9 protein-coding genes are annotated in these 14332 nt (G+C 65.8%); 4 read left to right on the forward strand and 5 right to left on the reverse strand.

The window, feature by feature from the left end:
• Positions 1–28 precede the first annotated feature (28 nt).
• On the forward strand, positions 29–2272 hold the full coding sequence (locus AC6IY7_RS16895; RefSeq protein WP_497780570.1) for an RNA degradosome polyphosphate kinase: 2244 nt from the start codon (positions 29–31) through the stop codon (positions 2270–2272).
• The gene (ppx, locus tag AC6IY7_RS16900) at positions 2214–3794 is read left to right on the forward strand and encodes an exopolyphosphatase (RefSeq protein WP_497780571.1); all 1581 of its coding nucleotides are present in this window, start codon (positions 2214–2216) and stop codon (positions 3792–3794) included. Before AC6IY7_RS16895 ends, ppx begins: the two co-directional genes overlap by 59 nt.
• A gap of 25 nt (positions 3795–3819) precedes the next feature.
• Here ppx and AC6IY7_RS16905 read toward each other — a convergent pair whose 3' ends face one another.
• Positions 3820–4227, reverse strand: a complete 408-nt coding sequence (locus AC6IY7_RS16905) for a hypothetical protein (protein WP_497780572.1) — start codon at positions 4225–4227, stop codon at positions 3820–3822.
• 336 nt (positions 4228–4563) lie between these two features.
• Complete coding sequence (gene rnd, locus AC6IY7_RS16910; RefSeq protein ID WP_497780573.1) at positions 4564–5736, reverse strand: ribonuclease D; 1173 nt, start codon at positions 5734–5736, stop codon at positions 4564–4566.
• A gap of 395 nt (positions 5737–6131) precedes the next feature.
• Between rnd and AC6IY7_RS16915 the strand changes: the two genes are divergently transcribed.
• Positions 6132–7118 (forward strand): tetratricopeptide repeat protein, encoded by a 987-nt coding sequence (locus AC6IY7_RS16915; protein WP_497780574.1) that lies wholly within the window; start codon positions 6132–6134, stop codon positions 7116–7118.
• A 122-nt stretch (positions 7119–7240) separates the two neighbouring features.
• Here AC6IY7_RS16915 and AC6IY7_RS16920 read toward each other — a convergent pair whose 3' ends face one another.
• Positions 7241–7747: a peroxiredoxin gene (locus tag AC6IY7_RS16920; protein ID WP_497780575.1), complete on the reverse strand. Its 507-nt coding sequence runs from the start codon at positions 7745–7747 to the stop codon at positions 7241–7243.
• Between the two features lie 229 nt (positions 7748–7976).
• On the opposite strand from AC6IY7_RS16920, the gene AC6IY7_RS16925 reads away from it, so the two are divergent.
• Positions 7977–11435, forward strand: a complete 3459-nt coding sequence (locus AC6IY7_RS16925; RefSeq protein ID WP_497780576.1) for an AsmA-like C-terminal region-containing protein — start codon at positions 7977–7979, stop codon at positions 11433–11435.
• A gap of 62 nt (positions 11436–11497) precedes the next feature.
• Here the strand turns inward: AC6IY7_RS16925 and AC6IY7_RS16930 are convergent, their stop codons facing one another.
• Together AC6IY7_RS16930 and AC6IY7_RS16935 are read right to left on the reverse strand one after the other, a co-directional pair.
• Entirely contained in the window at positions 11498–11740 is a 243-nt protein-coding gene (locus tag AC6IY7_RS16930; protein WP_497780577.1) for a hypothetical protein, read from the reverse strand.
• Positions 11741–11774: 34 nt separating this feature from the next.
• Positions 11775–14216, reverse strand: a complete 2442-nt coding sequence (locus AC6IY7_RS16935; protein ID WP_497780578.1) for a TonB-dependent receptor — start codon at positions 14214–14216, stop codon at positions 11775–11777.
• Positions 14217–14332: the final 116 nt, after the last annotated feature.

Below are 14332 nucleotides of genomic sequence, written 5' to 3' on the forward strand. Positions count from 1 at the left end.
GCGACGGCGCGCGAGAGGTGGAAAAAGCATGACGAAGCATATCCAGGACAATCTCGAGGCCGAGCGCACCGGCGCGGACATTCCCGTCATGGACAAGCCGGGCGATCTGTTGGAGCGGCCCGACGAGCTCGCCGCTTTGCCGCAGCGCTTCATCAATCGCGAATTGTCCTGGCTCGAGTTCAACCGCCGCGTGCTCGAGGAGGCCTCCAACCGCAATCATCCGCTGCTCGAGCAGCTGCGCTTCCTCTCCATCTCCGCCAATAATCTCGACGAATTCTTCATGGTGCGCGTCGCCGGCCTGCGCGGCCAGGTGCGCACTGGCGTCGCCACTCTGTCGCAGGACGGGCTGACGCCGGCCGAGCAGCTCGTCAAGATCAACGAGCGCGTGGCGCTGCTCACCATGGCGCAGACGCGGCGTTGGCGCGAGTTGCGCGGCGAGATCGAGGATGTCGGCATCGTCCTCGTCGAGCCGGGACATCTCTCCAAATCCGATCGCGAATGGCTCGAAGAGCATTTCATGTCGCGCATCTTCCCGGTGCTGACGCCGCTCGCCATCGATCCGGCGCATCCTTTCCCCTTCATTCCCAATCTCGGCTTCACTCTGGCGCTCGAGCTGGTGCGTCCGGGCGATCGCAAGACGCTGCATGCGCTGGTGCGCCTGCCGTCCAAGATCGAGCGCTTCGTGCGCCTGCCGAGCGCGCAAGGGACGGGGCATGGGACGGGGCAGGGGCGCGAGCGCTTCATGTTGCTCGAGACCTTGATCGCCATCAATGCGCAAAAGCTGTTCCCCGGCTATCAGCTCAAGGGGCAGGGCATTTTCCGCCTCATCCGCGACAGCGACCTCGAAGTGGAGGAAGAGGCGGAAGATCTCGTGCGCCTGTTCGAGACGGCGCTGAAGCGCCGCCGCCGCGGCTCGGTGATTCGCCTCGAGGTCGCCGCCGACATGCCGGAAGCGCTCCGCGCCCTCGTCGCCGAGGAGCTCGACGTCGGCGGGGACGAGATTTTCGTGCTCGACGGAATGCTGGCGCTGAACGATCTCTCCGAGCTCGTCGCGCTCGACCGGCCCGATCTCAAATTCAAGCCCTACACGCCGCGCTTTCCCGAGCGCGTGCGCGACAATGGCGGCGACTGCTTCCTGGCCATCAAGCAGAAGGACCTCGCGGTCCATCACCCCTACGAATCCTTCGACGTGGTCGTGCAATTCCTGCAGCAGGCGGCGCGCGATCCCAATGTCGTCGCGATCAAGCAGACGCTCTATCGCACCTCCTCCAACAGCCCGATCGTGCGCGCGCTGGTGGAGGCGGCGGAGGCCGGCAAATCGGTGACGGCGCTGGTCGAGCTGAAGGCGCGCTTCGACGAGGAGGCCAACATCCGTTGGGCGCGCGATCTGGAGCGCGCCGGCGCGCAAGTGGTGTTCGGCTTCATCGAGCTGAAGACGCACGGCAAATTGTCGATGGTGGTGCGCCGCGAGGGCGCCGCCATCGTCACCTATTGCCATGTCGGCACCGGCAACTACCATCCGGTGACGGCGCGCATCTATACCGACATCTCGCTGTTCACCGCCGATCCGGCGATCGGCCGCGATGTCTCGCGCATCTTCAATTTCATCACCGGCTATGCCGAGCCCGCCGGGCTCGAGCGCATGGCGGTCTCGCCCATCTCGCTCAAGACCAGGCTGCTCGAGCATATCGAGCAGGAGATCGGCTTCGCCAAAGCCGGCAAGCCGGCGGCGATCTGGGGCAAATGCAACGCTCTCGTCGATCCCGAGATCATCGACGCGCTCTATCACGCCTCGCAGGCGGGCGTGTCGATCGAATTCGTCGTGCGCGGCATTTGCTGCCTGCGGCCGGGCGTTCCCGGCCTCTCGGACAATATCCGCGTGAAATCCATCGTCGGGCGCTTCCTCGAGCACGCCCGCGTCTATTGCTTCGGCGGCGGCCATGCGCTGCCGCACGCCAAAGCCCATGTCTATATCTCTTCGGCCGATCTGATGCCCCGCAATCTCGACCGCCGCGTCGAGGTGCTGATGCCGATCACCAATCCGACCGTCCACCAGCAGATTCTGGATCAGATCATGCTGGCCAATCTCATCGACAACGAACAGAGCTATCGTGTCTTGCCGGATGGCTCGTCCTTACGCATAACACCCCCCGAGGGCGAAGAGCGGTTCAACGCCCATAAATACTTCATGACCAACCCGAGTCTCTCTGGCCGTGGCAAGTCTCTCAAGGAATGGCGTCCGCGTTCGCTCCTCAAGCCGCGCGAGGATTGAGGCGGCCGAGATCGAGTCCGCGGCGCCCGCGGATGCGCATCGGCCCGTCGCGATCGTCGACATCGGCTCCAATTCGGTGCGCCTCGTCGCCTATGCGGGGCTGCAACGGGCGCTGACGCCGATCTTCAACGAAAAGGCCATGTGCGGGCTCGGACGTGGCGTCGTCACCACGGGCCGGCTGCCGGACGACGCCATTCGCAAGGCGTTGGCGGCGCTGCGGCGCTTCCGCTCGCTCTGCGAGATCATGGAAATCTGCGACATAGAGGTGATCGCGACCGCCGCGGCGCGCGACGCCGTCAACGGCGCCGCCTTCCTCGCCGCGGCGAGTGAGGCGATCGGCCGCGAGATCTCGCTGCTGTCGGGCCGCCGCGAGGCCGAGCTCTCGGCGCTCGGCGTGATCTCCGCCATTCACGAGCCGGACGGCGTCGTCGGCGATCTCGGCGGCGGCTCGCTGGAGCTCATCGACCTTCACGGCGGCGCGATGGGCGAGGGGGTGACATTGCCGCTCGGCGGCCTCGCGCTGATGGACGCCGCCAGCCGCTCGACGCGGCAGGCGGCGCGAATCGCCCGTAAGGCGATCGACGAGGCGCTTCCGCTGCAGCGGCTGAAGGGCCGCGCCTTCTACGCCGTCGGCGGCACTTGGCGCGCGCTGGCGCGGCTGCATATGCGCCAGCGCAATTATCCGCTCGACATGATGCATAATTACCGCATTCCGACGAGCGACGCGGCCGAATTCGCCAGCCTTCTGGAGCGCGTCGACAGCGAGGCGCTGGCCGATATCGCCGCGGTCTCGACGGCGCGCCGTCCGCTGCTCGCCTATGGGGCGATCGTGCTGGACGAGGTGATTCGCAAGGCGCGGCCCAAGGAGATCGTCATCTCGGCCGCGGGCGTTCGCGAAGGGTTGCTCTATGAGCGTTTGTCGGCGGAGCAGCGTGCGGCCGATCCGCTGGTCGCCGCGGCGCGCGAGCTCGAGCGGGCCATGGCGCGCGCGCCGGGCTATGGCGACGACCTCATCGCCTGGACCGACGCGCTTTTCGCCTCTTCCAGCCTGCAGGAGACGGAGGAGGAGGCGCGGCTGCGCCACACGGCCTGTTTTCTCTCCGATGTGAGCTGGCGCGCCCATCCCGACTATCGCGCCAATCAGGCGATGAATGTGATCGCCAATTCCGCCTTCGTGGCCGTCGACCATCCCGGCCGCGCCTTTCTGGCGCTGGTCGCGGTGCTGCGTCACGCAGGTTCCGAGAGCGAGAGCGCTTTGCCGGTGCGCGGCCTGCTGTCGCCTCGATTGCTGGAGCGCGCGCGCGTGCTGTCGGCGGCCTTGCGCGTCGCCTATCTGCTGACGGCGGCCATGCCCGGCGTTCTGCCGCGCACGCCGCTCGTCGTGCATGGGGGGAGGCTGGTCCTGTCCCTGCCGGGGGAATTCGCCGATCTCGGGAGCGAGCGGCTGGCCAGCCGCTCCAAGGCGCTCGGCCGTCTCATCGGAGCCGAGGCCGTCATAGAGGCGGCCGCCTCCGTCGGCTGAACGGAGGCGGCGCTTCTCTCAGACCTCAATAGGCGGCGTGGGCCGCGACGCGCTCATGGGCGGTCACGGTCATGGCGGCGGCGTCGGCCGAGCAGGCGAAGCGCAGCGTCTTGGCGACAGCCGTATCGAGATTGGCCGACTTGCCGCTGGAGATCGGCACGATGAGCCGGGTCGTGGCCGTCGCGGGCGTCGCTTCGTCGAGCGATGGCGCGTCGAAGATGATCACCGTCAACCGGCAGGCGCCGTCGCCGCTGACGAAGTAACTCAACACATGCTTCTGGCCCGCGTCGAAGCTGACCGCGGCGAGCGGCTTCAGCGTCACTGGCGACGAAGTCGCCGGCCCGCGGGGCTCGGCGCGCAGGGATACGCCCGCCGTGAGGCTCAGCACAGCGGCGAGGGCCAGAGCGAAGATGCGTTTTCCTGCTGTCATCATGGTCTTGTCCTTCCTCGTCTCGAATAGCGGCGCCGGGAAGCGCCCTGCGACCCAGGGCCTCCACGCGCCGAAGCCACGTCGAGATCTCATTGCGTCGCAACATGACCGTATGTTGCAGCGCAGCAGCAGAATTTCAAGGCGCGCTTTGTCGCAGGTCGACATCTATCGAACTATACGATTCTACAATGAATTCAGATTGGAAGACGAGTTGTGCGTCGCAAAACGGACAGGCGCGCGCGCGCAGTCGGGTCGGCTCGAGGCCTGCCCGCTCCCGCCCATAAGAATAGGTATATCTAACGGTAAAAGGTGGGGGAGTTCCCCACCCGGCCGGCGAGCTCAGCGCGATGCGGACTCGTCGAGCTCCTGCCAGTCGAGCGTGACGACCTTGCCCTTCTCGACCGCCAGAGCCAGCCGTCCGGCCTTGAGCAGCAGGGCTTTGTCGCCGAAGATCGTCCGTCGCCAGCCGGAGAGGGCGGGCACATCCGCCGCATCGTCGCCGGCGATCGCCTCCAGGTCCTCGACGGTGGCGATCATCTTGGTGGCGACGCCCGTCTCTTCGGCGACCTGCCGCAGCAGAACCTTGAGCAGCTCGACCGTGGCGCCGCTGGAGCTGCCGCGCTTCTCGCGCTCTATGCGCGGCAAGGTGGCGGGGTCGCGGGTGAGCGCCCGCTCCACCGCCGCGACGATATCCGCGCCGGAGCGCGAGCGCTCGAGCCCGCGCGGGAAGGCGCGCAGATTGCCGAGCGCCTCCTGCGTGCGCGGCGCGGCGAGCGCGATCTCGATCAGCATGTCGTCCTTGAGCACGCGCGAGCGCGGCACGTCGCGGCCTTGAGCTTCGCTCTCGCGCCAGGCGGCGAGCTCCATCAGCACGGCGAGGTCGCGCGGCTTGCGCACGCGATGGCGCAGGCGCTCCCAGGCGTTTTCCGGGCTCTGCTCATAGGTCTCGGGCGTGGTCAGCGTGCGCATTTCGTCGGCGAGCCAGTCGAGCCGGTTGGAGCGCTCGAGCCGCGCGCGCAAATGCGTGTAGATCTGCCGGAGATGGGTGACGTCGGCGATGGCGTATTCGATCTGCGCCGCCGACAGAGGCCGCTTCGACCAATCGGTGAAGCGCGAGGATTTGTCGAGGCTCTCCTTGGAGATGGCTTTGACCAGCTCGACATAGGAGACCTGATCGCCGAAGCCGCAGACCATGGCGGCGACCTGCGTGTCGAACAGCGGGGCCGGAATCAGCCGGGCCAGCCGCCAGACGATCTCCAGGTCCTGGCGGGCCGCGTGGAAGACCTTGACCACGCGCTCATCGGCCATCAGCTCGAAAAACGGCGTGAGGTCCAGGCCCTCGGACAATGTGTCGACGGCGAAGGCCTCCTCGGGCGAGGCCAGCTGAATGACGCAGACCTTGGGCCAGAAAGTCGTTTCCCTCAAAAATTCCGTGTCGACGGTGACGAAGGGATGACTGGCGAGACGGGCGCAGGCGGCGGCGAGATCATCGGTAGAGGTCAAGAGGCTCATCGGCTTGCAGTCTTAGAGTACTTTTTTGTGGTCCTGAAGAGTCTTGTCGCATGTTTTCGACCGATTTTCCGATTTGAGGGGCTTTCGGGGCGGAGGCGGGGCCGCGCCCGAGCGCAAACCGACCTCGGCCGTCGCCGCGCCGCCAGCGCCGGGCGCCGGCTCCGGACCTCGCAAAAACAGGTTCAATCTATTGAGCTGTTTCGTAAAATGAACTATCGCGGCGGCCGAGGCCGCGGTTTGGAGGACTTTACGACGTCGCGCGCGTTCCGTTATGCGCCTTTGTCACGCGGATTCGCATGGTGACGCCGTCCCAATGCGCAGTTTTTCCGATTGCCCTCGAAGCGGCGAAATGAAATCATAGTGAAATGGTCAACAATAAGGAGCCCGTCGGCCACATGGCGCCCCTCGCTTTCGTCTCGACCCCGTTTCATTCGCCGCTCCGCCTCGCTCTGGCGGCCGCCCTTTCCCTCTTCTGCGTCGCCGCCGAGGCCAAGGACGACGGATGGGCCGGCTGCCGCTCCGCCGATCCCGACAAGCGCATAGAGGGCTGTGGCGAGGTGATCGCCCGCGGCGACAAGGAGAGCAAGGCGAATCGCGTCGCCGCCTTCGTCAATCGCGGCGGCGCCTATCACGCCAAAGGCGATCATGAGCGCGCGCTCGCGGATTTCGACAAGGCGCTGGAGATCGACGCCAATTCGGCGGTCGCGCTCGCCGATCGCGCCGCCGCCTATCGCGCCAAGGGCGATTTCGACCACGCCATCGCCGATTACGACAAGCTCGTCGCCGCGCAGCCGAAAGCGGCGGCCTATCTCGGCCGCGGCGGCGCCTATCAAGGCAAGGGCGATCTCGACAAGGCCATCGCCGATTACGACAAGGCGCTGGAACTCGACAAGAAATCCGCCGCCGCTCTGGCCAATCGCGGCCGCGCCTATCGCGCCAAGGGCGACCTCGACCGCGCGCTCGCCGATTTCGACGCGGCGATAAAGCTCGAGCCTAAATCCGCGCAGGCCTATCTCAACCGCGCCGCGCTCTATCAGGCCAAAGGCGATCTCGATCATGCGCTGGCCGATTACGACAAGGCGATCGCCAGCGACGGCAAGCTCGCCATCGCCTACAACAACCGCGGGCTGACGCTGCACGCCAAGGGCGATTTCGACCGCGCGCTCGCCGATTTCGGCAAGGCTGTCGCGCTCGATCCCAAATATGCGCGCGCCTTGCTCAATCGAGCCAACGCCTATCGCGGCAAGCACGACCTCGAGCGCGCCAAGACCGACCTCGAGCAGGCGCTGGCGCTCGATCCCGCGCTCGCCGCGGCGAAGAAGGGGCTGGACGAGGTGACGAAGCAGCTCGCGGCCCGCGCCGCGGCTGCGCCGGCGCAGTGAGCGCCGGCCGTCGATCGAAGCGCTCGAAATTCAGCCCCTTGTCCTGAGGCGCCCGCGAAGCGGGCGTCCAGGATGATCGCAATAATGGCCGCGGGGCGGGCAGGAAAACCAGGGGTAGGGCTCTACTTCCCCTTGGCCGCCGCCAGCACCTCGGCCGCATGCCCCGGCACTTTCACCTTGCGCCAGACCTTCTCGATCTTCCCGTCCGGGCCGATCAGAAAGGTCGAGCGCTCCACGCCCATATATTTGCGGCCATACATGCTCTTCTCGACCCACACCCCATAGGCGGAGAGCATTTCCTTCGTCTCGTCCGAGGCGAGCGGGAATTTCAGCTCGTATTTGGCGCGGAATTTGTCGTGCTTGGCCGGCGAATCCGGCGAGACCCCGACGAGCGCGGTCTTCGCCTTGGCGAAATCGGCCTTCAAAGCGTTGAATTCGATCGCCTCCTTGGTGCAGCCGGAGGTGTCGTCCTTGGGGTAGAAGTAGAGCACCAGCTTCTTGCCGGAAAAGCCCGAAAGAGCGAGAGTCTCGCCGCCGGCGCCGGGCAGCTCGAAGGAGGGGGCGGCGTCGCCTTCGCGCAAGCCTGTGGATTTCTTCGCCTCGGTCACTGCGCCTTCCTTTCGTCTCATCCGCCGTTACAATCGGCAGCATGCAGAGGATGGCGCGCTTCGCAAGAGTTTCTGGTGAAAATCCCCAGTTGCGCGCCATACGAGTTGTGATCTTCTCGACGCCGTGCAGATTCGGCGCCGGCGCGCCCGGCGGCGCGAGCGGACCAGCGCGATCGAAGCGAAGGGCGGGCGTTTGACGCAGAGGATAGATGAGGGCCCGGCGGTCGGAGCGCGGATCCCGCGCTTTTTTTTGGGATTTGCGACGCGCGGCTCCACCTCGCTCCGGCTGCGCGCCTTCTGCGTCGTGCGCTGCGTTTCGGTGGTGGCGGTGTCGGCGCTGCTCGTCGTCGTGCTCGCCGTCGGCGCGTTTTTCGCCGCGCTCGCCCGCGGCCCCATCGCCTCCGACTGGCTCGCCCCCAAGATCGTCGAGGCGCTCGATGACCTCTACATCCATCGCTATCAATTCGCGCTGAGCTCGGCGGCCATCGCCAGCACGGATCACGGCCTCACGCTCACCGTGAACGGCCTGACCATGAAGAGCGGCGAGCGCACCATCATCGCCGCGCCGCGCGCGCAATTGTCGGTGGACCCCAAGGGGCTCCTCGTCGGCCGGCTGACCCCGCGCCGGCTCGACGTGCTCGACCTCGAGCTGCGGCTCGAAGTGCTGCCCGACGGCGTGGTGGCGATCTCCGCGCCGGGCGCCGATCCGGTCGCCATTCCGCTCGATGCGCCGGCGCCGGCCGAGCCCTCCGCCGAGCCGCAGGCGGCCCCCGCCATTCCTTCGCTGCGGCAAGCGGCCGGCGCGTTGCGCGCGCTGATGGATTTCATCGTCAGTCCAGAGAGCCCGGTCGGCGCGATCGACAAGATCGGCGTCTCCAACGCCCGCCTCGTCATCGACGACCGCACGCTGGACAAGACGATCGTCTATGACGATCTGGCGCTGAGCTTCGACAAGACCGCCGGCGCGCGGCGGCTGCGCCTCGGCGCGACGGGCCCCTCCGGCCATGTGGGCGCCGAGGTCGAGGTCAAGGGCGCCATGGGCGAGCCGCGCACGCTCGACGCGCGTCTGCGCAGCCTCTCCATGGAGGAGATCGCGCTCGCCGCCGGCGCCCGCACGCTGCCCTTCGACACCGACGCGCCCTTGTCGCTCGATCTGCGTTTCGCGCTCGCCGGCGATGGCCGCGTCGTCGAGGCGAGCGGGAAATTTGCGGCGGGCGAGGGATTCTTCCGGCTCGAGGAGCCCGACGCCGAGCCTTTCATGCTGCAGGAGCTCTCCATCTCCGGCCGTTGGGACATGGAGCGCCGGCTGCTCGCCATAGAGCCGGTCGAGATCCGCACCGGCGTCGCGCGGCTGAGCTTCAAAGGCGCGTTGACGCCGCCGGCGGAAGGGTCGGGGGCGTTCGCGCTGGTCTTCGATCTTGCGCGGCCGGGCGCCTTTCTGCCGGAGCGCCATGGCGAGGCGCCGCTCGTCATAGACAAAGCCGGCCTCTCGGCGACGCTCGATCTCACGGCGAAGAAATATACGGTCGAGCGGGTCTACCTCGATGGCCCGGAGGTGCACGCCACCGCCTCGGCGCAGGTCGATGGCGCGCAGCCGGACGGGACGCATCTCAAATATGCGATCCGCGCGACGCAGACGCCGATCCGCTCCGTGCTGCGCATCTGGCCGACGCAGGTCGCCGCGCCGACGCGCATGTGGATGGACGAGCATATCGCCGCCGGCGTGATGCGCAGCGGCGTGCTCACCGCCGATCTCGACCAGCAGGCGATGACCGCCGGGCGTTATGAGCGGCCGCCGCCGGACGCCGCCTTGCGCGGCGATTTCGATCTCGACAATGCGACGCTCGTCGACGCGGTTCCCGGCCTGTGGCCGATCAACGGCATGAACGGCCATATCGCGCTCACCGGCCGCACGGTCACTTTCGTCGCCTCCTCGGGCGTGATGGAGAGCGCGCCGGGCCGCAGGCTCGCGATCACCGAGGGCGTCTTCCGCGCCCCTTCGCTCGGCCCCGATCCCGCGCCCGCCTGGATCGAATTGAAGCTCGCCGGCGGCGTCGAGGCGGTCGCCGATATTCTCTCGCTCAAGAGCGTCGCGCCGGCCGCGAGCCTGCCCATGGACGCCAATCAGCTCAAAGGACAGATCGAGGGCAGGTTGCGCATCGATTTCGAGCTCGGCCTGTCCGCGAAAGAGGAGCATACGCGCATCGCCGTCGACGCCGAGACGAGCAATCTCTCCATGGAGCGCTTCATCGGCAAGGAGCGGCTGGAGGGCGCCGCGCTGCGGCTCGTCTCGGATCGCGAGGGGCTGCGCGTGACCGGCGCGGGGCGCGTGTTCGGCGCGCCGGTCACGCTCGATCTGCGCCGCGCCGCCGGCGAGAAGGGGCAAGCGCAGGCGCAATTGTCGCTCTCGCTCGACGACGCCGCGCGCGCGCGCGCCGGCTATGGTTTTACGGGCGTCACCGGCGTCGTCGGCGTGCAGGTGCAGACCAAGCTGCCGATCGAGGATTCGGAGTCGCAATTCGAGGTCGATTTCTCGAAAGCCGCGCTCGACCATCCCTTGCCCGGCGTCACCAAAGCGCTCGGCAAGCCGGGCCGCGCGAGCTTCACACTCGTGAAGCGGCCCGACGGCTCCGCGCTCGAGCAATTGCAGGCGGAGGCGGGGCCGCAGCAATTTTCCGGCGTCGTCGAGCTGGCGCGCGACGGCGTGCTGCGCTCGGCCAAGCTCTCCCAAGTGAAGCTCTCGCCCGGCGACGACATGCGCCTCGAGGCGACGCGCGGCGGCGACGCGCTGAAGCTCGTCGTGCGCGGCGCCAATATCGACGTGCGTCCGCTGCTGCGCTATCTCTCGCAGCCTTCCGCGGAGCAGCCCTCGGCCGCGACGGCCGGCAAGCCGCCGGCGAGCGATGATTTCGATCTCGATCTCAAATCGCCGATCGTCACCGGACACGGCAAGCAGATCCTCTCCAATGTCGATCTTCGCTTCGAGCGTCGCGGCGGCAAGCCGCGGCAATTATCGCTGACCGGCAATTTCGGCCGCGAGCCTTTCGCCGCAATGCTGACGCGCCATCCGAGCGGCGCGCCGCAGATCGACCTTTCGACCAGCGACGGCGGCGCGCTGCTCTCTTTCCTCGATCTCTATCATCGCATGGAGAGCGGCGCGCTGACGGCGACCATATTGCTCAATCAGGGCCGTTCCGACGGCGCCATGCGCATCAATGATTTCTATCTGCAGAACGAGCCGGCCATCCGCCAGCTGGTGATGCAGGGCGCCGCGCGCACGGACGACAAGGGCGCGGCGCATTTCGATCCCGATTCGGTGAAATTCGCGCGCGTGCAATCCTCCTTCAGCTGGTCCAATGGCCGGCTCACGATGCGCGACGCGGTGATGTCGGGGACGGAGATCGGCCTCACCGTCGACGGCTATATCGACATGGCGCGCGACCGTATCGACGTGTCGGGCTCTTTCGTGCCGGCCTATGGGCTCAATAATCTCGTGTCGAATATTCCGGTCATCGGTCTGATGCTCGCCGGCGGCCAGCACGAGGGCGTCTTCGCGGTGAGCTTTCGCGTGAGCGGCGCCTTCAGCGCGCCGGTGCTGACCGTGAATCCGCTATCGGTGATCGCGCCCGGCCTGTTGCGCAAAGTGTTCGGCGTCATCGACGGGACCGGCACGGGCCGGCTGCCGGAAAGCGCGCCGGCGCCGCGGTAGGCGCGTCGGTTTCATTCGTTCGAACGCCTGCGCGGTGAGGCGCGCAGGCGTGTCGCATGTTCTCAGTGATGATGTCCGCCGCCGCCTCCGCCGCCGCCGACATCCGTTTCATCGTCGGAAGGCAATTGTCCGACGCGCTTCAGAAACGCGGCATGCTGCTCGGGCGTGTGATGCGCGTGAATGCCGCCGAGCTTCTTGTAGTCGGTGTTGGCGACGGCGGCTTCCGGCTTGGGCGGGTTCGTCGAATTGCAGGCTGCGAGCGCGAGCGCGCCGCCGAGAACCGCGATCCGAAATGATGCGTTCATTGGTCTTTGTCTCCGACAATCGAATGGCGCTGTTTCAAAACGTGATCGACGAGGTGACGCCGAATGTCCGCGGCCCTTGCGTCGAAATTCCGACAGTCGTCGGCGCCGAGGACGTGCCCGGCGACCAGCTCGACCAGGGCCGGTTGTTAAAGAGATTCTTCGACCAGAGGGTGAGGCTGTATTTGCGATCGTCGGTGCGCAGTCCGAGGCCGGCGTCGAGCATCACATAGGCCGGCTGCCAATATTGGACCAGCGAGAAGGGGTTCGTATATTGCGCCTTGTTGAACCAGGACGCGTTCGAATAGACGAAGCCGGTGATTGGCCGATTGCTCCAGTCGCCGAGGCCCGCGAGCGCATTGCCGAGTCTGTGCTCGTAATTGAACCCGCCATTGACCTGCCACCAGGGTATGCCGTTGATCCTCGTACCATTCATCGGAATGGTCGCCGGTCCGCCGGCGATGCCCCAATCCGCGGGCGCTGGTCCGTCCTTGTAGTCGATATAGCGGGCCTCGGTATAAGCGCCCGAGGCATTCAGCGTCAGCCCTTCGAAGGGAATCCAGCGCTCAACGAATTCGACGCCGCGCAGGCGCACATGCGGGGCGTTGCCGAGATAGGAGACATTGGCCGTGACGCCGGCGCTGCTCGTCTGCACCTTGGTCTGGGTGATCTGGAAGTCATAGAGATCGTTCCAATAGAGATTGACGTTGGAGATCAGCGCGCCGTCGAACCAATTGGTCTTCGCGCCGATCTCATAATCCCATGAGGTTTCGGGCCGGGCGAAGGCGGTCTTGAACCCTTGCGCGACGCCGCTGATGTAGGTCGGCGTGTTTTGCGTGTTCACCGATTGCGGCTTGTCGCCGCGGCCGACTAGGCCATAGATCAGGACATTCTCATTGACCTGATATTGCGGGTTGAAGACCGCCACGACGCCATTGTGATGTTTTGTCTCGCCGCCGGAATCGGCCCATCCGTAGCCTCCGCCGGCGATGATCGCGGCGTTCTGCTGCCAGACGGTGTAGGGCACGCCGTAATAGAAGTTCGGCCGAAACTTATTCGCGCTATAGCGGATTTCATAGCTGTCGCGCAGGCCGAAGGTGAGCGCGAGCTTTTCATCGACGTGATAGGTTCCCTGGCCATAGGCGGCGAAGGAAATGTCGCCCGTCTTGTTGAGCCACCAGGGCGTCAGATCGGGAAGCGCGGCGGCGTTGCCGAGCCATTTCGCCGTGTCGACGCCATATTGGTAATGGTGCATACGGTCTTCGCCATATTCCAAATAGCCGTAGAGACCGGTCGTCCATTCGAACTCCTGCTCCTTGGGCGAGGACAGCCGCAACTCCTGCGAGGTCTGCATGAGATAAGTGTCCATGCTGCCCGAGCCGAGACCGAGCTGCAGCAGCTGATTGTCCGAATATCCCAAGTTGCGGAACGACCCGTAGCCGATCGCGGAAATGGCGGTCAGCATATTGTCGCCGATCAGGTAGTTGAACTCATTCGACAGCATGAAGACATGCGTCGGGTCGCGACCATTGCGCGCGATATAGGGCGTGTTGGGATCGATCGTCCAAATGGGCTTGCCGAGCTTGTTGATGACGTTCTGGAAGAAGGTCGTCGAAGGGCGCGTTCCATTTACATAGACGAGGCTCGTGTCGCCGATCGTGCCGGTGAGATAGTCATTGTGCTCGTTGGACGCGTTGTAGATGAAGCTGAAACGGTCGCTCCATCCATCGCCGACGCCCAGAAGCTGGAAATGCAATCCGAGGCGATTGGTGTCCTGATAGGTCGAACCCGTGGACGGATCCTTGATCCAGCCGTCGCCGCGGTCGAGATAGCCCGCGAAGCGATAGGCGAGGGCGTCTTCGATCAGCGTGCCGGTCGTGTTGATCGTCTGTTTGAAGTGGTTGTAGTTGCCGAATGTCGATTTCACCGTCGTCTTCGGCTCGAAGGACGGCGCCTGCGTATGCAGGATGATCGCTCCCACATTGGTGTTCTTGCCACCCGACGTGCCGGTCGGGCCGAGAGCGAGCTCCACCGAGCTCAGATCGATGAGATCGCCCCATTGGAAGCCGGCGAAGCTCCAATAGACATTGTCGACGTAATAGCCGGTGTCCGATGGCGATCCGGTTCCGCCGCCCGCCGCGACGCCGACGCCTCTTATCGCATTGCGTGACTGCCTCGGCGTCGAGATGTTCGGACGATAGCCCGGCACGCGGCGTGAAATGTCGGTGACGGTGTCGATCTGCTGATCCTCGAGGGTGCGCTGCGTCACCACATTTCCCGCCCGCGGGGTTTTGGTCAGCACCTGCTCCAGCAGCTTTTCGCCGACGGCTTCCGTGCCTCCGGTCACTTCCACATCCTGAATCTGTGTGGATACAGCTCCCTGACTCTGTGTCGCCGCCGATGGCGCGGGCGCGGGCGTCTGAGCGAGCGCCGCGCCGCCCGTAGCGCTCACCGAGAGGCTCATTAGAATGGACGCCACTGACGCGCTCGAAGACAGACGCTTATTCGAATAACTTTCCCCGACCCTGACCATTCGATCAATCCCTCACCGTTCGACCCGTAATGGTCCCCCCGGACCATGCCGCCTCGCTCCCC

It is taken from the genome of Methylosinus sp. is20ea (assembly GCF_059718135.1).